General features: G+C 61.9%; 16 protein-coding genes. 9 read left to right on the top strand and 7 right to left on the bottom strand.

Going from position 1 to position 20268, the window contains the following annotated elements; translation table 11 throughout:
• Positions 1-65: 65 nt before the first annotated feature.
• From HW452_RS09770 to HW452_RS09740, 7 genes are all read left to right on the top strand, one after another.
• The gene (locus tag HW452_RS09770; RefSeq protein ID WP_224105919.1) at positions 66-1766 is read left to right on the top strand and encodes a SulP family inorganic anion transporter; all 1701 of its coding nucleotides are present in this window, start codon (positions 66-68) and stop codon (positions 1764-1766) included.
• 223 nt (positions 1767-1989) lie between these two features.
• Positions 1990-3150, top strand: a complete 1161-nt coding sequence (locus HW452_RS09765) for a TAXI family TRAP transporter solute-binding subunit (RefSeq protein WP_224105918.1) — start codon at positions 1990-1992, stop codon at positions 3148-3150.
• Positions 3151-3199: 49 nt separating this feature from the next.
• On the top strand, positions 3200-5212 hold the full coding sequence (locus tag HW452_RS09760) for a TRAP transporter permease (RefSeq protein WP_224105917.1): 2013 nt from the start codon (positions 3200-3202) through the stop codon (positions 5210-5212).
• Positions 5213-5251: 39 nt separating this feature from the next.
• Positions 5252-6658 (top strand): enoyl-CoA hydratase/isomerase family protein, encoded by a 1407-nt coding sequence (locus HW452_RS09755; RefSeq protein ID WP_224105916.1) that lies wholly within the window; start codon positions 5252-5254, stop codon positions 6656-6658.
• A 2-nt stretch (positions 6659-6660) separates the two neighbouring features.
• Entirely contained in the window at positions 6661-7854 is a 1194-nt protein-coding gene (locus HW452_RS09750; protein ID WP_224105915.1) for an acyl-CoA dehydrogenase family protein, read from the top strand.
• 9 nt (positions 7855-7863) lie between these two features.
• Positions 7864-8982, top strand: a complete 1119-nt coding sequence (locus HW452_RS09745; RefSeq protein ID WP_224105914.1) for an acyl-CoA dehydrogenase family protein — start codon at positions 7864-7866, stop codon at positions 8980-8982.
• Between the two features lie 10 nt (positions 8983-8992).
• Complete coding sequence (locus tag HW452_RS09740) at positions 8993-9772, top strand: enoyl-CoA hydratase/isomerase family protein (RefSeq protein ID WP_224105913.1); 780 nt, start codon at positions 8993-8995, stop codon at positions 9770-9772.
• Here HW452_RS09740 and HW452_RS09735 read toward each other — a convergent pair.
• The 7 genes from HW452_RS09735 to HW452_RS09705 all read right to left on the bottom strand — a co-directional run bounded on the left by HW452_RS09735 (position 9754) and on the right by HW452_RS09705 (position 17278).
• A complete protein-coding gene (locus tag HW452_RS09735; RefSeq protein ID WP_224105912.1) occupies positions 9754-10713 on the bottom strand; it encodes an NAD(P)H-dependent flavin oxidoreductase in 960 nt (319 codons plus the stop codon). The two genes, HW452_RS09740 and HW452_RS09735, sit on opposite strands and share 19 nt — an antisense overlap.
• A gap of 72 nt (positions 10714-10785) precedes the next feature.
• A complete protein-coding gene (locus HW452_RS09730) occupies positions 10786-11712 on the bottom strand; it encodes an electron transfer flavoprotein subunit alpha/FixB family protein (protein ID WP_224105911.1) in 927 nt (308 codons plus the stop codon).
• 48 nt (positions 11713-11760) lie between these two features.
• Positions 11761-12510 (bottom strand): electron transfer flavoprotein subunit beta/FixA family protein, encoded by a 750-nt coding sequence (locus HW452_RS09725; protein ID WP_224105910.1) that lies wholly within the window; start codon positions 12508-12510, stop codon positions 11761-11763.
• Between the two features lie 163 nt (positions 12511-12673).
• Positions 12674-14062 carry a hypothetical protein gene (locus HW452_RS09720; RefSeq protein ID WP_224105909.1) on the bottom strand — a complete coding sequence of 463 codons (1389 nt, stop codon included), beginning with the start codon at positions 14060-14062 and terminating at the stop codon, positions 12674-12676.
• Positions 14059-14529 (bottom strand): PaaI family thioesterase, encoded by a 471-nt coding sequence (locus HW452_RS09715; RefSeq protein ID WP_224105908.1) that lies wholly within the window; start codon positions 14527-14529, stop codon positions 14059-14061. The genes HW452_RS09720 and HW452_RS09715 overlap by 4 nt, the downstream gene beginning before the upstream one ends.
• Positions 14529-16127 carry a class I adenylate-forming enzyme family protein gene (locus HW452_RS09710; RefSeq protein WP_224105907.1) on the bottom strand — a complete coding sequence of 533 codons (1599 nt, stop codon included), beginning with the start codon at positions 16125-16127 and terminating at the stop codon, positions 14529-14531. Before HW452_RS09710 ends, HW452_RS09715 begins: the two co-directional genes overlap by 1 nt.
• A complete protein-coding gene (locus HW452_RS09705; protein WP_224105906.1) occupies positions 16127-17278 on the bottom strand; it encodes an acyl-CoA dehydrogenase family protein in 1152 nt (383 codons plus the stop codon). Before HW452_RS09705 ends, HW452_RS09710 begins: the two co-directional genes overlap by 1 nt.
• A gap of 191 nt (positions 17279-17469) precedes the next feature.
• Between HW452_RS09705 and HW452_RS09700 the strand changes: the two genes are divergently transcribed.
• Both HW452_RS09700 and HW452_RS09695 read left to right on the top strand, forming a co-directional pair.
• Positions 17470-18993, top strand: coding sequence for a 3-hydroxyacyl-CoA dehydrogenase (locus HW452_RS09700; RefSeq protein ID WP_224105905.1), 1524 nt, complete (start codon positions 17470-17472; stop codon positions 18991-18993).
• A 19-nt stretch (positions 18994-19012) separates the two neighbouring features.
• Positions 19013-20221, top strand: a complete 1209-nt coding sequence (locus HW452_RS09695; RefSeq protein ID WP_224105904.1) for a 3-oxoadipyl-CoA thiolase — start codon at positions 19013-19015, stop codon at positions 20219-20221.
• Positions 20222-20268: the final 47 nt, after the last annotated feature.

The raw sequence follows: 20268 nt of genomic DNA, 5'->3' as shown, positions 1-20268 counted from the left end.
GCGTTAAGATTGGTATCTAACTAAAGAACGTTCGGTTCTTAAACCTTCTCGATGGCCCGGAACCCATGCTCAAGCGCTACCTACCCATCCTCGCGTGGCTACCCCACTACCATAGGCGCCTGCTGGGTGCTGACTTGCTGGCGGGGCTGATCGTCACCGTCATGGTCATTCCCCAATCACTGGCCTACGCGCTGCTGGCTGGATTACCGGCGGTGGTGGGTCTGTACGCCAGCATTCTGCCGCAGCTTTTCTACACTTTTCTGGGCACCAGCCGAACCCTGGCCGTAGGGCCGGTGGCGATCATCGCCTTGATGACCGGAGCGGCGCTCTCAAGCGTGGCCCAACCGGGCACAGCCACGTACCTCGAAGCCGCGCTGATTCTCTCGCTGCTTTCAGGAGCGATTCTGGTGGCGATGGGCGCGCTGCGGATGGGGTTTTTCAGCAACTTCCTGAGTCACCCGGTCATCTCCGGGTTCTTGACCGCCTCGGGCATCCTGATCGCGGTCAGTCAGCTGGGCAGTCTGCTGGGAGTCTCCAGCAGCGGTTTTACGCTGGTTGAGCGGCTGATGACGTTGATCCCCAACCTTGCAGGCATCAATCCTTACACCTTGATGATCGGCGTCGGCACCTTGACGTTTCTGATCGGCATGCGCCGCTTTGGCAAGAAGATCCTGACGGGCGTGGGCTTGCCCAAAGGGCTTGTCGATCTCATCACCAAGGCCGGCCCCGTCTTTGCCGTGGTGGCCACCACGCTGATGACCTGGCACTGGCAATTGGCGGACCAGAGCGTGGCCGTGGTGGGCGATATCCCCAGCGGCCTGCCGGCGTTGAGCTTTCCCTGGGGGGATGGTTCGCTGTGGCGCACGCTGCTGGTGCCGGCACTCTTGATCAGCCTGGTGGGCTTTGTCGAGTCGGTCTCCATGGGGCAGATGCTGGCTGCCAAGCGGCGCCAGCGCATTTCCCCCAATCAGGAGCTGATTGGCCTGGGAGCAGCCAACCTGGCCGCCGGTATCAGTAGCGGCATGCCAGTGACTGGCGGACTCTCTCGTACGGTGATCAACTTTGATGCCGGCGCGCAGACGCCGGCGGCCGGCGCCTTTGCGGCACTAGGCATCGCTCTGATCACGCTTTCGTTTACTGGCTGGCTTTTCTACCTGCCGATCGCAACCCTTGCCGCGACCATCACCGTATCGATTCTGACACTGGTGGATATCCCCATGCTGCGTCAGACCTGGCGCTATTCGCGCAGCGATTTTGCCGCCATGGCGGTCACCATTGTGCTCACCCTGGTAGAAGGTATCGAGGCTGGTATCATCGGCGGTGTAACGCTTTCCATCGCGCTGTTTCTCTACCGCACCAGCCGCCCGCACAGCGCCCTGGTAGGACGGGTGCCGGATACCGAGCACTTTCGCAATATCGAACGCCACGACGTTCAGGCGCCTACCAATGCAGCGCTTTTGCGTATCGATGAAAGCCTCTATTTCGCCAACGCTCGTTACCTGGAAGATACCGTCTACAACCTGGTGGCCAGCCACCCGGAGCTCGAGCACGTGGTGCTGATCTGCTCGGCGGTCAACCTGATCGACGCCTCGGCACTCGAGAGCCTGGACGCCATCAACGCCCGGCTGAAGGATTCGAACGTCAAGCTTCACCTCTCCGAAGTAAAGGGCCCGGTCATGGACAGACTCAAGAACAGCGATTTTCTCGACGCGCTGACCGGGCGGGTGTTTCTAAGCACCTACGCCGCGTGGCGGGAATTTTCCTAGTGTTGTGATTTACCTTCCCTTTACTAAAAAGCCAGGCCAATGCCTGGCTTTTTAGTATGCCCGAGGTCTTGACGCGTGCCCGCCGAGATAACGACGTTGACATATTACCGGCGGCTTCACTACTATCAATCGACAATTTGCAAAACAATATACCGCATAGCAAAACACATTGTAACTCAGCGTAACTTATTCCGCCTCACAACCATAATAAAGGAGCCTATCAATGCGCCCATCTGCTCGATACATGCTGATCGCCGCTTTCCCACTGTCACTGCTTGGCTCTGCTGTCAGCCATGCAAGTGACGTCGAGCTTCCCAGCACCATGGCCTGGACCGCCTACGGTACCAACTCCAGTGGCTACGCCCAGGCAGTCGCCATCGGTAATATGCTGCAGAACAAATACGACTCTTCAGTACGTATTCTGCCGGGTGAAAACGACGTATCGCGCATGACCCCGCTGAAGCAGGGACGCGTCGACTTGTGCGCCTGCGGGATCGCCAGCTACTACGGCATGGAAGGCGTGATGATGTTCGCCGACCGCGACTGGGGACCCCAGCCGATCCGCGTGATCACCACCTCCACCGCCTCCTTCGGCCTTTCCCTGGCCGTGGCCGGCGACCTGAACGTTGAAACGCCGGCGGATCTGGCGGGCAAGCGCATTGCTTATATCCGGGGGGATGATGCGCTCAACAAGGGTACCGAGGCGTATCTGGCCTTCGGCGGGCTTACCTGGGACGACGTGGAACGAGTGGACTATCCGGGCTATGCCCGCTCGTTCGACGGCATTATTGCCGGCGATGTGGATGCCTCTTTCACTACCACCGTCACCCCGCCTGCCCAGCAGCTGGCCAGCAGCCCGCGCGGCATCAATTGGCCGGTGCTGGACCCCAATGACGAGGCAGGCTGGGAGCGCATGGCCGCCGTCGCGCCCTACTTCCGCCCCCACGAAGTGACTGCCGGTGCCGGCGATATCAGCGCCGATGATCCGCTGGCGAGTGCCAGCTACCCGTACCCTATCGTGGTCGCCAATCAGGACCTGGAAGACAACGTTGCTTATGGCCTGATCAAGGCGCTGCAGGAGAACTATGACGACTACAAGGATAACGCCCCCGGCGCCAACGGATACGCTCTGGAGTACCAGGATCTACAGTGGGTCGTGCCGTTTCATGATGCGGTCGTCGAGTACTACAAGGAAATCGATGCGTGGACCGACGAGATGCAGGCACACCAGGACCAGCTGGTCGAACGCCAGCAGGTGCTGATCGACGCCTGGGAACAGTTCATGCAAGAAGCCCCGAGCGATAACGACGCCTTTGCCAGCGAGTGGATGAGCGCCCGCGCAAGCGCCCTGAGCGATGCCGGTTTCGAGCCGATCTTCGAGTGACACGCCACGGGGCGGCGCCCGCCGCCCCTGCTGATTGATGGAACGCCCTATGACCACCCATACTCCGCCTGCGGATCATCAGCAGGTCAAAGAAAAGATCAGCCAGATTCGCGAGCTTCCCCTGGCGCTACGCTGGATACCGGCCTTCATTACCGTGCTGTTGATGCTGATGACCCTGGACTATCTGTTCAACACCGGTCTTTTGACCTTCGTGACAGGGCTCGAAACACAGTTCTATTACGCCGTGGTGGCGCTGCTGCTGCCGCTGGTCTTTCTGCTCTGGCCATTGAGCAGCCGTCAGCAGGACAGCCCCATCCCCTGGTACGACTACCTGCTGAGCGCCGCGACGCTCACGGTAGGTGGCTACTTCGTCTATAACGCCGTGCCCATTCTCGAACGCGGCTGGGCATTTTCCGCCCCGGACCTGGCCATCTTCGCAAGCTACGCCTACTGGCTCTTGATCATCGAAGCGGCGCGCCGGGCGGGGGGTTGGCCCATCGCCATCATTGCCGCGGTGTTCTCGCTCTATCCGCTGGTCGCCGATATCGTGCCCGGCCCTATCCAGGCGTTCCCCTCCACGCTTGAACAGACCGCGATGTATCACACCATGAGCACCGAAAGCATCATGGGCGTGCCGCTGCAGGCCTTTGCCGGGCTGGTCATCGGCTTTCTGGTCTTTGGAGTGGTGCTGCAAAAAAGCGGCGGCGGCAAGTTCTTCATCAACCTGGCGTTTGCACTGCTGGGGCATGTGCGCGGCGGCCCGGCCAAGGTATCGATCTTTTCGAGCGGCCTTATGGGCTCGATGAGCGGCAGCGTGATCAGCAACGTCTTGACTACCGGCGTGCTGTCGATCCCCGCCATGCGGCGGATCGGCATGAGCCGCTCGTTTGCCGGCGGGGTGGAAGCCTGCGCCTCTACCGGCGGGGTGCTGATGCCGCCGGTGATGGGCGCCACTGCCTTCGTCATGGCGATGTTTCTGGATATTCCCTACTCTGCCGTGGCGCTGGCCGCGGTCATCCCGTCGATTCTCTACTTTCTGGGCCTGTTCATCCAGATCGACGCCTACGCCGCGCGCAACGACATCAAGGGCCTGCCCGCCGTGGAGCTGCCCTCGCTGAAACAGACGCTGAAAGAGGGCTGGTACTTCATCTTTGTCTTCGCCCTGCTGGTATGGATGCTGCTGGTGATGCAGCGCGAAGCCGTCGCCCCCTTCTATGCAACTGCGCTTCTGCTGGTGCTCAACCAGCTCTCCCGGCACAACCGCTGGGGCTGGTCGGACGTGGCCGACACACTCTCCTCGGCGGCCAAGCTGTTTGCCGAGCTGATCGCGATTCTGGCCGGTGTGGGGATGCTCGTGGGTGCGCTTTCCATGACCGGGCTCTCCGGCACCATCGCCAACGACTTCATCAATATCGCCGGTGGCAGCGTGCCGCTTCTATTGATCATGGGCGCGGTCACCAGTTTCGTGCTGGGTATTGGCATGACCGTTACCGCCGCCTACATCTTCCTGGCGGTCGCGCTGGCCCCGGCATTGATCCAGGGCGGCGGGCTGGACCCGATGGCGGTACACATGTTCATTCTGTACTGGGGCATGCTGAGCTTTATCACCCCGCCGGTAGCACTCGGCGCCTTTGCTGCGGCCACGGTAGCCGGCGCCCGCCCTATGGCTACCGGCCTGCAAGCCATGCGTCTGGGTAGCGTGATCTACTTCATTCCGTTTCTGTTCGTGCTCAACCCGGCGCTGATCATGCAGGGTGCGCCACTGTTGATCGTGGCCGTGTTTCTCCAGGCGGTCGTGGGCATCATCTTGTTCGCCTCGGCCATGCAGGGCTACCTGATGGGCGTGGGCAGACTCGGTTTTGGAGCGCTGCAGGAATTCGTCATTCGCGGCCTGGTACTGATCGCGGGGCTTTTGCTGGCCCTGCCCGGCGGCGGCATGGTACCGCTCAGTCAGCTTGAGCTGATTGGTCTGGCGCTTGCTGCTTTGCTACCGGGTATTTTACTGGCGCGCCTGAGCCAAAAACGCCACCAGCGTTTACTGACCTCACTTAACCCCACTTGATAACCAAATATTCACTATACAAAACAGAGCGAGTAAGCCATGACCGTCTCGTATCAGCGCCACGGCGATATCGGCGTCATCGAAATCGACAACCCGCCCGTCAATGCTCTGAGCCATGCCGTGCGTAGCGGCTTGATCGACGCGCTTGATGAGGGCATTGCCGACCCTCAAACCCAGACGCTGGTGCTGCTGGCAAGCGGGCGTACCTTTATTGCCGGGGCGGACATTCGCGAATTCGGCAAGCCTTCCCAGGCGCCTATACTTCCCGAGGTCATCACCGCGCTCGAAGCCAGCCCCAAGCCGCTTATCGCCGTACTCCACGGCACCGCGCTGGGGGGCGGGCTGGAAGTGGCGCTGGGGTGTCACTATCGGGTTGCTCTGAAAGGCACGCACGTGGGCCTGCCGGAGGTGAAGCTAGGGCTTCTGCCCGGTGCCGGCGGCACCCAGCGCCTGCCGCGCCTGGCCGGAGTGTCGTTTGCGTTGGATATGATCACCAGCGGGCGCTTCGTAGGCGCTGATGAAGCGCTTGCCGCGGGCATCATCGATGTCGTAAGCACAGCACAAACGCCTCTGGATGCAGGTCTGGCAGCGGCGCAGGACGCCGCGGCCGGGCGCATCCAGCCCCGGGTGACCGGCGAGCTGCCTGCCCCAGCGCCCGATGCTGATGCTATCGCGGCGATGACAGCGCGGCTGGAGCGTGAGGCGCCCGAGCTTTTCTCGCCGTTTCGTATCGTCGAGGCCGTCGAGGCATGTACTACCTCAGCGTCGCTTCAGGAAGGTCTCGACCTCGAACGAGCGCTTTTCATGGCGTGCATGGAGTCGCCCCAGCGCGCCGGGCTGATTCACCTGTTCTTCGCTGCGCGCAGCCCACACCAGGTGCCGGATGTCGAAAACGCCGAACCGTTCAAGCGCCTCGCCTTGATCGGCAAGCACCCGCTATTCGAGAAGCTTCAAGCGGCCGCGCCGCGCGACTGGCTCGAGCTTGCTAGTGCCCCGAACGCGGACACCGAGCTTTGCATCCTCGCCCCGGATGTTACGGCTGAGGGATGTCCGACAGGCGCCGTGCGTTTAACCCTCGAGCATCTCGGGCAAGGCGAATCCGATGCGGGGCTTAGTCTGGTGCTCGCCGAAAGCGGCGCATTTGATGAGCTGGTCAATCACGGCGTCGATGGCCTGGCCCAGCAGCGCGTCGCGCTCACGTTAAAAGCGCTGCGCCTAAGCGTGGTAGTCAGCAGACAGAAAAGTCTACTCGGCACGCTCAGCGCCGCCGCGAAGGGGGGCGCTGAAAAAGCCCAGACGGCGCTCGAAGCCGCAAGCCTGGGAATCGCCGCGCGCGGCGAATGCTACCGGGAAAGTGATATCGATCTGCTGGCCGTGGAAGCGTTGAACTATCCGCGCCACCTGGGCGGACCCCATCGCCAGGCCACGCTTGCCAAGGAGTCCTGATCATGAATCTTACCTTTAGTCCCGAGGAGCAGGCCTTTCGCGCCGAAGTGTGTCAGTTTCTCGCTGATAACCTGCCCGAGGACATCCGCGAGCGCGTACGTCTTGGGCGCCATTTGCGTGCCGATGACTACCTGCGTTGGCAGACCCTGCTCAGCGAGCAGGGCTGGCTTGGCGCCAACTGGCCTGTCGAGCACGGCGGCCCAGGCTGGGGTCCGGTGCAGCGCCATATCTTCGATGAAGAGTGCGCCGCCGCCCACGCCCCCACCGTGGTGCCTTTCGGGGTAAACATGGTGGCGCCGGTGATCATGAAGTTCGGCACCCCCGAGCAGCAGGCATACTACCTGCCGCGCATTCTGGACAATCGGGACTGGTGGTGCCAGGGCTACTCCGAGCCCGGCGCCGGCTCGGACCTGGCAAGCCTGAATACCCGCGCCGTGCGCGATGGCGATCACTACGTGGTCAATGGCCAGAAGACCTGGACCACCCTGGGGCAGCACGCCAACATGCTGTTTTGCCTGGTACGCACCGACCCGGTTGCCAAGAAGCAGGCCGGTATCAGCTTTCTTTTGATCGACATGCAGACGCCGGGCATCACGGTGCGCCCGATCGTCACCCTCGATGGCGCGCACGAAGTCAACGAAGTCTTTCTGGATAACGTACGCGTCCCGGTGGAAAACCGCGTGGGCGAAGAGGGCCAGGGCTGGACCTGCGCCAAGTTCCTGCTTACCCACGAGCGGACGGGTATTGCCGGGCTTGGTCACGCCAAGCAGGCGCTGCGCCACCTGAAGTCGCTGGCGGGTCATGTCGAGCACCGCGGCAGGCCCCTGTTGGAACTGCCAAGCTTTCGCCAGCGCGTGGTGAAAGCCGAGCTCGAACTGATGGCGCTCGAGGTAACCAATCTGCGCGTGATCGCCGCCGCGCGCGGCGGCGGCGCCCCGGGCGCGGAAAGCTCGCTTTTGAAGGTGCGGGGCTCGGAGCTTCGCCAGGAGCTCAGCGAGCTGACCCGGCGGGCGCTTGGCCCGGCAGCCGTCGCGTTCTTTCCCGACTTTCTCTATCGCGACGAACCGCTCGATGCGGCCTATGCCGAGCGCGCGGCAGCCAGCGCCCAGTACTTCAACCGGCGCAAGCTTTCGATCTACGGCGGGGCCAACGAAATACAAAAAGGCATCGTCGCCAAAACCATTCTCGGCATGTAAGGGGACACCATGGATTTTGCTTTAACCGATGAGCAGCGCATGCTTGAAGAGACGCTGACCCGCCTGGTGGCCGACCGCGTCTCGCCGGAACAGCGCCGCACGCGGCTCCAGGCGCCCTCGCCCGGCGCCTCGTCGCTTTGGCAAACCTTCGCTGAGCTCGGCCTTCTGCACATGCCTTTCAGCGAAGAAGCCGGCGGACTTGGCGGCGACGGCACCGACCTGATGATTATCCTGCAGGCGCTTGGCCGGGGCTTGGTGCCGGAACCCTACCTGTTCGGGCTGGTGCTGCCGGGTACGCTACTGGCGCTGACCGGCGATGATGCCCAGCGCGCGCGTTGGCTCGCGCCGCTGCTTGAAGGCGAACACCAGCTGGCGCTCGGCTGGCAGGAAACCGCCGCACGCTATGACGCTCAGGCCATGACTACCCAAGCACGTCAGAAAGAGGGGCAGTGGCACCTCAGTGGCCGCAAGGATCTGGTGATGAACCTCGGCGCCGCTGCCGTCACGCTGGTCACCGCGAAGCTTGAAAGCGGCAAGTTGGGGCTGTTCTTGGTACCTGTGGCCACTCCCGGCGTTCGCAGCTTTACCTATCAGACCATGGACGAGCAGCCCGCCGGGGATCTTACGCTTGAGAATGTCACGCTTGCCCAGGAGCACTGCCTGAGCGAGGACGTGGAAAGCGCGCTCGACGAGACGCTTGCCATTGGCCGCGCCGCGCTCTGCGCACAGGCCATTGGCGCCATGGAATCCGCTTGCGACCAAACCCTTGCGTATCTGAAAGAGCGCAAGCAGTTCGGGGTGCCTCTGGCGACGTTTCAGGCGCTGCAGCACCGCATGGTAGATATGCATCTGCATCTTGAGCAGTCCCGCTCCATGGCGATTCTGGCAGCCACCAGCCTGACGCTTGCGAATGATGAGCGCGACTACAAGGTCGCCGCGGCAAAAGCGTACTGCGGCGAGTCCGCGCGCTTTATCGCCGAACAGGCGATTCAGCTGCACGGTGCCATGGGCATGACCAACGAGTGCCATGTGGCCGCCTACGCCAGGCACCTGATAATGTTCGATCACTACCTGGGCGATAGCGACTACCACCTGGAGCACGTCAGCGATCGGCTCAGCGCCGCTTAAGGAGTGTTAAATGACCTCACAAACCGGTAACGTTGTCACCACCACCGACCTGGAAGACGGCGTGGTGGAAGTGGCGATCAGCAGGCCAGATGCGCGCAATGCACTTAACGAGGAAACCGCTCTGGCGCTCAATGAAGCGCTGGCGCGGGTGGCCGACGATCCCAGCGTGCGCTGCGTGATTCTGCGCGGTGAAGGCAGTGCGTTCTGCGCCGGCGCCGATCTTGCCGAGTTCGAGAAAGCCGACGCCCGGCCCGCCAGCGAGCGCCTGGCTACGCTATTTCTGCCTGCGTTGAAAAGCCTGATGGCCATGGAGAAACCGGTCATCGCCGCGGTCAGCGGTGCCGCGGCGGGCATCGGGGTCTCCTACGTACTGGCAAGCGATATGGTGGTCATGGGCCGCTCGGCCTACCTGAAACTCGCCTTCATCAATATCGGGCTGATACCCGACGGCGGTGCCTGCTGGCATCTTGCAAGAAAGCTGGGCCACGCTCAGGCGTTCGAGATGGCGGCTCTTGCCACACCCATTGATGCCGAGCGTTGCCAGACGCTGGGGCTTGCCAATCGTGTGGTAGGAGATGACGAAGTGGTGGCACAGGCGCGTGGGCTTGCCCATCAACTGGTCGCGCAATCGCCCCAGGCTCTGGCGGCAACCAAGCGCGCGCTGCGCAAGGCCGCCGGGCTTTCGCTGGATGACACCCTACGCCTGGAAGGCGAACTTCAGGATCAATGCAAGGCCACCGACGATTTCAAGGCACGCGTCGCGGCATTTCGTCAAAGCCGGCGCAGATGATCCAGGGCCTTTTGATAATCCGCCTTCAGCGTAGCCACTTCGTCGGCCACGCTGCCGAGTGTATCGATGGCGCCCACGCCCTGCCCCGCACCCCAGATATCCCGCCAGGCCTTTGATTTGCTGCTACCGCCGGAGCCGTAGCGCATCGCGCTCTTGTCACTTTCGGGCAGCGCGTCCGGGTCAAGCCCCGCCTGCGCGATGCTCTGGCGCAGGTAGTTGCCGTGCACGCCGGTAAACAGATTGGTATAGACGATATCCCCCGCCGCCGCGTCCAGCACCATCTGCTTGTACTCTGCCTGAGCGCGGGCCTCCTGGGTGGCGATAAAGCGCGTGCCCATATACACGAGATCAGCTCCCAACGCGCGCGCCGCGGCAATCTGCTTGCCTTTGGTGATGGCGCCAGCAAGCACCAAAGGCCCGTCGAAGAACCGGCGCACCTCTGCCACGAAGGCAAACGGATTCAGCCGCCCGGCATGGCCGCCGGCGCCTTGGCACACCAGAATCAGGCCATCGACACCGGCATCCACCGCCTTTCTGGCATGGCGCAGTGTGGTCACATCGTGGAATACAAGCCCGCCATAGGCATGCACCTGCTCGACCACCCGGTTCGGCGCATGTAGGCTGGTAATCACCAGCGGTACCTCGAACTCGGCGCAAAGCGCCACATCGTGCTCGAGCCGGTCGTTGGTAGGGTGCACGATCTGATTCACCGCAAAGGGCGCGGCCGGGGCATCGGAATGCGCTTGATTATACTGCGCCAGATGCTGGGTGATCTGCGCAAGCCACTCGCGCAGCACTTCGGCCGGGCGAGCGTTGAGGGCGGGAAACGCGCCGATGATACCCGCCTGGCACTGAGCAATGACAAGCTCCGGGCCCGAGACGATGAACATGGGCGAACCAATGACCGGCAGGCGCAGTGAAGCGGTAAGTTTATCCATCATGGGCATCTCGCAGGTCGGTGATTCAATATCAGGCAGCAAAAGGCCCCTTTCGGGGCCTTGGTGTCGAGCGCTTTACAGCTTTCTCTCGAGCTCGGGCAGCAGCTCGAATAGATCGCCCACCAGCCCGTAATCTGCCACCTGGAAGATTGGCGCCTCGTCATCCTTGTTGATTGCGACGATCACCTTGGAGTCCTTCATCCCCGCCAGGTGCTGGATCGCCCCGGAGATGCCCACGGCGATGTACAGATCCGGGGCAACGATCTTGCCGGTCTGTCCCACCTGCATGTCGTTGGGCACGAAGCCAGCGTCCACCGCCGCGCGGGAGGCACCCACCGCCGCGCCCAGCTTGTCGGCAATGCCGTCGAGCAGCTTGAAGTTGTCGCCGTTGCCCATGCCGCGTCCGCCGGAGATCACGGTCCTGGCGCCGCCAAGCTCCGGACGGTCGGACTGAGCAAGCTCCTCCTTGACGAACTGCGACTGGGTGTTCTCGACCACCGTATCGACAGCTTCAATCGCCGCACTGCCGCCCTCGCTTACCGCGTCGAATGCCGTTGTACGCACGGTCATCACTTTCAACGCGTCATCGCTTTTCACCGTGGCGATAGCGTTACCGGCGTAGATCGGGCGCTTGAAGATATCGGCGCTGTCGATGGCCAGCACCTCGGAAATCTGACTGACATCCTTCAGCGCGGCAACCCGAGGCAGCACGTTCTTGCCCGTGGTAGAGGCACTGGAGAGAATATGGGTGTAGTCGTCGGCCAGCGCCACGATCAGTGCGCTTAGTGGCTCGGCGAGCTGATGGGCGTAGACGCTGTGATCGGCCAGACGTACACGACTGACGCCGTCGAACCTGGCGGCGGCGTCAGCTGCGCCTTGAACGCCTTCACCGGCTACCAGCACATCGATGTCACCGCCAACCTGCTGGGCGGCGGCCACGACGTGGGCGGTGGTGGCGGCAAGCTCGCCTTCATGAAGATCGGCAAGAACCAGAATGCTCATGGTATGGACTCCTTTTCAAAACGGGGAAGTGGTTGAAGCAGCCTTGGTTTAAAGCACTTTGGCTTCGTTCTTGAGCTTGTCGATCAGCTCATCTACCGAGGCCACCTTGACCCCACCCTTGCGCTCCGCCGGGGTTTCGACCTTCATCAGGCTCACTCTTGATGCTACCTCGACGCCGTAGTCAGCCGGCGACTTGGACTCCAGCGGCTTCTTCTTGGCCTTCATGATATCGGGAAGCTTGGCATAGCGCGGCTCGTTCAAGCGCAGGTCGGTGGTAAGGATTGCGGGCAGCGTCAGCGCCACGGTCTGCAGGCCGCCATCGATCTCGCGGGTCACATTGACCTTGTCACCTTCAACCACCACTTCGGATGCAAAGGTGCCCTGAGGCATATTGGCCAGCGCAGCGAGCATCTGGCCGGTCTGGTTGTTGTCAGTATCGATGGCCTGCTTGCCAAGGATCACAAGCCCGGGCTGCTCTTCTTCCACCACCTTGGCCAGCAGCTTGGCCACCGCCAGGGATTCGACACGTTCGCCGGCCTCGATGTGAAGCGCCCGGTCAGCCCCGAGTGCAAGCGCGGTGCGCAGCTGCTCCTGGGCAGCCTTCGGGCCGATGGATACGGCGACCACTTCCGTGGCAGTGCCCTTCTCTTTAAGACGCACGGCTTCTTCCACGGCGATTTCGCAGAAAGGATTCATGGCCATCTTGACGTTGGTCAGATCGACATCGGAGTGATCCGCCTTGACGCGAATCTTGACGTTGTAATCGATGACGCGTTTTACCGCGACGAGAATTTTCATAAGGCATGCTCCAGGCGATCAAAACGAGTATTCATATCGCTTGCATGAGTAAGACTTATCTCGACAAATCTTTATTCTGCATAGCGAAATTTCATTTCAATTTATAAAAAATACAATAAAAAAACGCCGTATAAAGGTCAAGCGCTTCCTGCGCGCAGGAGCTTTAAAACGGTGACCACATGAACCAGACAGCCAATAAAGGAATCGAGATCGCCAGAAAGCGACCGTTCCAGCGATAGCCAATCCACGTCGCCCGGACCCCGGTAAAGCGCGAAAGAATCAGCATCGATGCCGTCATGGGGGAAGACATGAGCGCCAGCGCCCAGCCCACCATCAGCGAGGCGCCCACCATGGCCGGTGAAAGCCCTTCGATGCGCAGCGTCGGTAACATCCCCACCAGCAGCGTCACGGTAACGATAGGATTGACACCCACCTGAGCGAGCCCCACTACCATCAGCATGGCAAGCACTGCATTAAAGGCGCCCAACGAATCCAGTACTGCCAGCAGTGGCGCCAACTGCTGGGTATCGATCAGCTCCACACACAGATGCCCCAAATAACCCGCAGCCCCCAGCACCACGATTTCGTTGGCACTGGGAGAAAGCAGCCAGGGCAGTTGACGATGCAACGCGCAGACAGCGGCTGGCAGGCCTGCATAACCCAGTCTGCGCCGCTGCCAGGCAAGCCAGACCAGCGCCGCGATGGGTGCGCCGAGCAGCGCCGCGATCGGCAGGCGTAGCGACAGAAGCCACGCAATCGAGAAAACGAGGGCCACAATCCCTATCAGCAGCATGCTGAACTGCCCAAGCGGGCGCAGCGAAGGTGACGCGAGCTGAACGCGATTGGCAGGGGGATGCGGCCCGGTAAAGAAATCAACCGTCCAGCCCACCGCGAAAATCATCCCAGCCGCGCCCAGAATAAAGGGCGCTAGTTCCCACCAGGTGATCTGGGGCAGACTCGACAGCACTACGGCTACACCAATACCCATGGGGGAAATCAACGGCGCGAGTGCAAAACCTCGCAACAGGGCCAGCATCATGCGGCGCCGGCGCGCCTCGCGCACCCAGGCGCGCCCTTGGGCCGCCTCGAGCGTATTGCTTTTCTCGATCATGGCGGCAAACAGGTTGAGCACGCCGATGTTGAGGATAATCCCGAACAGCGCCGAGCCAAGCGATAGAATCGGATAGCGGCGGCTTGGAGGCTGCAGCAGCATGCTCTGTCCGCAGCGGCGCACCAGGCGCGAGCGATAGGCCGGCAGGCGCAGCATGCTTAGCGCCACCACAAAGGTGGCGAAGAAGGAAAAGCGGCCTCCGGCCTCAAACAGCAACTGTCCAGGGGCGGGCGAGCGCCAGAGCGCGAGCAGTGTCAGTAGTCCTGCGGCTATCAGCAGCCCCCTGGCCATACGGCTTAACTGCCCGGCCAGGGTAGCCAGGTAGCCTGCGAGCGCGACAATGCCGATGCCTTGGGCGACACTACTGCCAACGACCAGATGGATCAGCGTAGCGCTTGTAACCAGCAGCAGTAGCGAAACCCGCAGGCGGGCCAGGGTCACTCGCGAAACGCCCGCAGCTGCGCAATGGGCAACCCCTCAGGAGATTCGCTGCCCGGGCGGCGCTTGAACGAGCCTTCACCCATGGCGACAAGGTTGCCCTGAGCGTCGACGATATCCGCACTTGCCATGAAGATCTTGCGCCCACCGCCGCGCAACACGCCAGTTGCCCGCAGCACGCCGTACCTGGCCGGGCCCACGAAGGTGGTGCTGAGCGAGAGAGTCACGGCGCGCCGGGCGTTACCCGCCACCGGGCAGTAAAGCCCGGCCAGGCTTAGCGCGTTATCCAGCATTGAGGCGAGCACCCCGCCATGAACGTTGCCGCTGCGGTTCAGGTGCTTCTCGTTCAGTGCAAGCTCGACCACGGCGCGCGCCTCGCTCCACTCGACCACGTAAAAGCCCAGCAGGTCATTGAAACCGCCGGGCTCATCGGTCTGATCGCCGGTTTGTGTCTCATCGGTCAAGCGCATCACTCGCCCTCCTGCTGGGCCAGATCCCGCAGCCGCCCCTTGAGAATCTTGCCGCTGGCGGTCGAAGGCAGCGCGTCCATGAGCACAATCTGCGTGGGACGTTTATAAGGCGCCAGCCGCTCAGCGATAAAGGCTCTGAGTTCAGACATATCGATCTCCACGCCGGGCTCGCACTGCACGAATGCCACGACCTCCTCGTTTCCGGCAATCTGACGGCCTACCACGGCGGTAAGCGTGACCGCCGGGTGTTCGTTGATCACCGCCTCGACATCCGGCGGATAGATATTGAATCCCGAGCGAATGATCAGCTCTTTACTTCGCCCGACGATATACAGCTGGTCGTCGTGATCGATGCGCGCGATATCCCCGGTATTGAGCCAGCCATCCTCGGTCAGGGTGACACGCGTGGCCTCGGGCTGGCGAAAGTAGCCTTTCATGACGTTGGGGCCGCGCACCCACAGCTCGCCCACTTCATCGCCGGACTGCTCGCTCGTGCCGCTATCGCCAAGCGGCTCCAGACGGTACTCGAGTAGCGGCAGCACGCGGCCTACGGTACTGCTGGTGTGGCGGTCATCGATACGCGTCTGGCTGATCGTCGGGCTGGCTTCGGTAAGCCCGTAACCGTTATGCAGCGTCAGCCCGAACGCCGCTTCCACACGGGTCTTGGTGTCGCTATCCAAGGGTGAGCCGCCAGCAGAGATATAAATCAGTTCCGGAGCCTCGAGCGTGCATCGTTCACGCTTGAGAAACTCAAGCGCACGGGCATACATGGCCGGTACGCCCTGAAGAACGGTAATTCGCTCCTTCTTGAGAGTGCTAAGTAGGTGGCTAGCATCAAAGCGCGGCACGGTGTACAGGCAGGCGCCGTTGTACAGCGAGCCCATGCACACCGAGGAGAGCCCGAACACGTGCGACATCGGCAGTACGCCGTACACCCGCTGGCCTTCGCTCAAGTGGCGCATGCCGCCGGAAATCGAGGCAATGTACAGGATGCCACGGTGAGTCAGCATGACGCCCTTGGGCGTGCCGGTGGTGCCCGAGGTATAGATCATCGCCGCTACTTGCTCGGCACCGCCTGCGTATACCGGCTCAGGGTCGGTTTCATAAAGAGATGAAATGGCCAGCCCGCCCAGCCGAGGGTGCTGGTAGCGGCCCGCCCCATGACGCTCGGCGTGTGCACACGCTTCCGGCGAGGCATCGCAGGTATAGAACACCCGCCGGGGCAGGCAGTTGGCTTGAATCAGATCGACTTCCTGGGCAGAAAGGCGCGAATTGACGATCGCCACCCAGACATCCATTCCGCTGGCCGCCAGCAGCAGAACCACCAGGGCGCGGCAATTTTCGCTCACCGTCATTATCCGGTCGCCGGGACGAATATCCATTCCCCGCAGCCAATCGCAAGCGGCGCATATCTCCTGACCAAGTTCTGCGTAACTCCAGCGCACGCTACCGTCGACGAGGGCGGGTTGATCAGCCAGGCGCTGGGCGTTCTCCAGCACTCGAGTGCTTAGTCGTTCGGGCAACTGGGCGATGAGTTCACTGGCCAGGTGCCCGAAGATCGCTTCATCCGGCGCCTGGTAGGTAACCGACAGAGCCATCAGGACGCCTCCCGCACCATGTTCCGGGCAATCACGATCTGCTGAATCTGTGTGGTGCCTTCATAGATACGGAACAAGCGCACGTCGCGGTAGAAACGCTCGACAGCATATTCGGACATGTAGCCCGCCCCGCCGTGCACCTGCACCGCACGGTCTGCCACCCGGCCCACCATCTCGGCGCAGAAGAGCTTGCAGCAGGAGGCCAGCGTCGAGACGTTTTCGCCGGCATCCTTGCGCCTTGCGGCATCCATCACCATGGTCTTGCCGGCGTAGGCTTCGGTCTTGCTGTCGGCAAGCATGGCCTGAATCAGCTGGTGCTCGGCCAGGGCCGCGCCAAACTGCTTGCGCTCCATGGTATAGCGCAGCGACTCCTCCACCAGACGCTCGGCCACCCCCACGCATACTGCCGAGATATGCAGCCGGCCGCGGTCGAGTACCTTCATGGCGGTCTTGAAGCCCTGCCCCTCCTTGCCGCCAATGATGTTCTCGGCCGGCACTCGGCAGTTCTCGAAAATGATGTCGCAGGTATGCGCCCCCTTCTGGCCCATCTTGTTATCCGCCGGGCCACGATGAAGCCCCGGCGTGTCGCCTTCCACGATAAAGGCAGAGATACCGCCAGCGCCTTTATTATCCGGGTTGGTACGCGCCATGACGGTATAGAGATCAGCTTCAGGGCCGTTGGTGATGTAGCGCTTGGTGCCGTTCAGGATGTAGTGGTCGCCATCGCGCACCGCGGTGGTACGCAGGCTGGCCGCGTCGGAGCCGGAGTCAGGCTCGGTCAGGCAGAACGAGCTCAAGATCTCGCCAGTCGCCAGGCGCGGTACGTACTTCGCTTTCTGCTCCTCGGTGCCGTCAATCAGAATGCCCTGAGCGCCGATACCATTATTGGTGCCAAATACCGAGCGAAACGCCGGCGAGGTCTTGCCGATCTCCATGGCAACCAGCGCTTCTTCTTCCATGGTCAGACCAAGGCCGCCGTACTCTTCGGGAATCGAGAGTCCGAAAAGGCCCATCTCTTTCATCTCGGCGAGAATCTCCGGCGGCACGGCGTCCTCTTCGGCAAGCCGTGCCTCGTTGGGAATCAGGCGCTCGCGAACGAAACGGGCAATGGTATCGACTAGCTGGCTGATCAGTTCGGGGTCACGAATCATGGCGGCTCCTGGTGGCAAGGAATGGTTATAATGGGTTGCGAACCGCTATATTCCGCTTTGCGAAATCAGCGTCCACATTACTTGTCAGGCACTTTTGCATAGCCTAGGATGGCAGTCAATAATCGGAATACTATTTTGCAATGCAAAACCACAACGTATAAAAGACATTAATGGCTGCGAGGATCCAGCTTATGGCGTTTGAATCGACCCCCTTTCCCTTTACCACACTCGGCGTTGTAGGCACCGGCGCCATGGGCCGGGGTATTGCTCAGCTTGCCGCTCAGGCAGGGCTCGACGTCGTTCTATTCGATGTCCAGCTGGGTGCTGTCAAAGAGGCTAAAGCCTTCATAGAAGGCTTGTGGGAGCGAAGCGCGGAAAAGCAGCGCATTACTTTTGAAAAGGCGCAGCAGTACAGCAATCAGTTGCGCGAAGCCAATGCGCTGACCGAGCTTGCCGATTGCGATATCGTCGTTGAGGCGATCGTGGAAAAGCTGGAGGTCAAGCAGGGGCTTTTCAGCGAACTGGAAGGCATCGTGAGCACGCAGGCGGTGCTTGCTACCAACACCTCTTCGCTTTCGGTCACGGCGATTGCCGCGGCCTGTCAGCATCCAGAGCGCGTGATCGGCTTTCACTTCTTCAACCCCGTACCGTTGATGAAGATTGTCGAGGTCATCCCCGGCCTGCGCACGCACAGCGATGTTACCCATCGCGTTACTGCACTCGGTGAGGCCATGGGCCACTTTACTGCCCTGACCACCGATACCCCGGGGTTTCTGGTCAACCACGCCGGGCGCGCCTTTGGTACCGAGGCGCTGCGTATTCTGGGTGAAAGCGTGACCGACCCGGCCACTATCGACCGCATCATGGTGGATCAGGGCGGGTTTCGCATGGGGCCATTCACACTGCTGGATCTGACCGGGCTGGATGTCTCCCACGCGGTGATGGAGTCCATCTACCACCAGTTTTATGAGGAGCCGCGTTTTCGCCCTTCTCCGCTCACGCGCCAGCGTTTGAGCGCCAACCTTCTGGGCCGCAAGACCGGCGAGGGCTTCTACCTCTATGTAGATGGCCAGCAGCAGATGCCCGTCGAGCCTGAAATTGCTTCAGTGCCAGCCTGCCCGGTATGGATCAGCCAGGACGACCCGCAAAGCGCGAAGCTGCTCGCCGAACTCGTCGAAAGTGCTGGCTGGACGCTGGAAAGTGGTGAAAAGCCCTCCGCCGAAGCGCTTTGTCTGTTGACCCCCTTTGGTGAAGATGCCACCGGCTGCGCCCTGCGCCAGGGTCTCGACGCCAGGCGGTGCGTCGCCGTGGACATGCTCGCCGGGCTCGAGAAGCGCCGCAGCCTGATGGGCACGCCCATCACCCAACCTGAATACGTGCAAGCCGCCGCACACCTGCTCCACCAAGACGGCACACCGGTAAGCACCCTTTCGGACAGCAACGGCTTCGTTTTGCAGCGCATTACCGCGTGTATCGTCAATGTGGGCGCCGAAATCGCCCAGCAAGGCGTGGCCGACCCTGCCACCATCGACCGCGCCGTGGAGCTTGGCCTGGGCTACCCCTTTGGCCCGCTGAAAATGGGTGACCACTACGGGGCAGCGCGCATCATGACGATCTTGAACAACTTGCTTGAGGCGACCGGCGACCCGCGCTACCGCCCAAGCCCCTGGCTACGCCGCCGTGCCGAGCTTTCGATGTCACTGACAGCGGCTTGATGACAACAAGGAGCCTTACATGCAAGACGCCTACATTTATGACGGTATCCGCACACCCTTTGGCCGCCATGGCGGCAGCCTTGCCGCCATTCGTCCGGATGAACTTCTGGGTCTGACGCTCAAGGCGCTGGTGGCACGTAACCCCTTCGCGCCGGAAAGCTATGAAGAGGTACTGGCCGGCTGCACCAACCAGGCCGGCGAGGATTCGCGCAACGTGGCCCGCCACGGTGGCCTGTTGGCCGGCCTGCCCATTGATATTGCCGCGCAGACCGTCAACCGTCTGTGCGGCAGCGGCCTTTCAGCCATGATGGACGCCGCCCGCGCCGCGCGCCTGAATGAGGGCGAGCTGTTTCTGGCCGGTGGCGTGGAATCCATGTCCCGGGCGCCCTTCGTGCTGGGCAAGGCAGAGTCGCCCTACGCCCGCCACCAGCCCATGTTCGATACCGTCATCGGCTCGCGCTTTCCTAACCCCTGGATTGCCCAAGAGTTCGGCAGCCACAGCATGCCGGAAACGGCTGACAACATAGCCCATGATCTGAACATTGGCCGCGAAGCAAGCGACGCCTTCGCCGCGCGCTCCCAGGCCCGCTACGCGAAAGCGCTGGCCGGCGGCTTTTTTGAGGGCGAAATAGTTGGCGTCGAAGTCCCACAGGGGCGCAAGCAGCCGCCGCTGCTGGTAGACAAGGATGAACACCCGCGCCCGCAGAGTACCGAGGACAAGCTTGCCAAGCTGAGCGCGCTGTTCGAGGGCGGCGTGGTGACCGCCGGTAACGCTTCGGGCCTGAACGACGGCGCCGCAGCGCTGATCGTGGGAAGCAAGGCCGCTGGCGACAAGGTCGGCCTGGCCCCGCGGGGACGCATTGTGGCAAGCGCTGTCGCAGGCGTAGCCCCGCGTGTCATGGGGCTGGGCCCGGTACCCGCTTCGAAGAAGGCGTTGACACGTGCGGGCCTTACGCTTGACCAGATGGACGTGATCGAGATCAACGAAGCGTTTGCGGTTCAGGTGCTGGGCTGCGTGCAGCAGCTTGGCCTTTCATCCGACGACAGCCGGCTGAATGCCAACGGCGGCGCCATAGCCATCGGCCATCCGCTGGGTGCTTCCGGGGCCCGCCTGGCGCTCACGGCGCTTCGGCACCTGGAAGCCAGCGGCGGGCGCTATGCGCTGGTCACCATGTGCATTGGCGTTGGGCAAGGCATCGCGACGATCATCGAGCGCCTGGACAGTTAACGCTTGTTGACGATGTTGTTCGTTGAAGGCGAAAACAGCTGCCCGGA

Origin of the sequence: Vreelandella aquamarina, assembly GCF_020075495.1 — a bacterium.
GTDB classification, from domain to species: domain Bacteria; phylum Pseudomonadota; class Gammaproteobacteria; order Pseudomonadales; family Halomonadaceae; genus Vreelandella; species Vreelandella aquamarina_A.
This window is presented reverse-complemented; position numbering and strand designations above follow the sequence as displayed.

What these genes read in the sequence shown, in the direction of transcription:
- HW452_RS09770 (WP_224105919.1), top strand. Translation starts at nt 66, where the DNA reads ATGCTCAAGCGCTACCTACCCATCCTCGCGTGGCTACCCCACTACCAT.
- HW452_RS09765 (WP_224105918.1), top strand. Translation starts at nt 1,990, where the DNA reads ATGCGCCCATCTGCTCGATACATGCTGATCGCCGCTTTCCCACTGTCA.
- HW452_RS09760 (WP_224105917.1), top strand. Translation starts at nt 3,200, where the DNA reads ATGACCACCCATACTCCGCCTGCGGATCATCAGCAGGTCAAAGAAAAG.
- HW452_RS09755 (WP_224105916.1), top strand. Translation starts at nt 5,252, where the DNA reads ATGACCGTCTCGTATCAGCGCCACGGCGATATCGGCGTCATCGAAATC.
- HW452_RS09750 (WP_224105915.1), top strand. Translation starts at nt 6,661, where the DNA reads ATGAATCTTACCTTTAGTCCCGAGGAGCAGGCCTTTCGCGCCGAAGTG.
- HW452_RS09745 (WP_224105914.1), top strand. Translation starts at nt 7,864, where the DNA reads ATGGATTTTGCTTTAACCGATGAGCAGCGCATGCTTGAAGAGACGCTG.
- HW452_RS09740 (WP_224105913.1), top strand. Translation starts at nt 8,993, where the DNA reads ATGACCTCACAAACCGGTAACGTTGTCACCACCACCGACCTGGAAGAC.
- HW452_RS09735 (WP_224105912.1), bottom strand. Translation starts at nt 10,713, where the DNA reads ATGATGGATAAACTTACCGCTTCACTGCGCCTGCCGGTCATTGGTTCG.
- HW452_RS09730 (WP_224105911.1), bottom strand. Translation starts at nt 11,712, where the DNA reads ATGAGCATTCTGGTTCTTGCCGATCTTCATGAAGGCGAGCTTGCCGCC.
- HW452_RS09725 (WP_224105910.1), bottom strand. Translation starts at nt 12,510, where the DNA reads ATGAAAATTCTCGTCGCGGTAAAACGCGTCATCGATTACAACGTCAAG.
- HW452_RS09715 (WP_224105908.1), bottom strand. Translation starts at nt 14,529, where the DNA reads ATGCGCTTGACCGATGAGACACAAACCGGCGATCAGACCGATGAGCCC.
- HW452_RS09710 (WP_224105907.1), bottom strand. Translation starts at nt 16,127, where the DNA reads ATGGCTCTGTCGGTTACCTACCAGGCGCCGGATGAAGCGATCTTCGGG.
- HW452_RS09705 (WP_224105906.1), bottom strand. Translation starts at nt 17,278, where the DNA reads ATGATTCGTGACCCCGAACTGATCAGCCAGCTAGTCGATACCATTGCC.
- HW452_RS09700 (WP_224105905.1), top strand. Translation starts at nt 17,470, where the DNA reads ATGGCGTTTGAATCGACCCCCTTTCCCTTTACCACACTCGGCGTTGTA.
- HW452_RS09695 (WP_224105904.1), top strand. Translation starts at nt 19,013, where the DNA reads ATGCAAGACGCCTACATTTATGACGGTATCCGCACACCCTTTGGCCGC.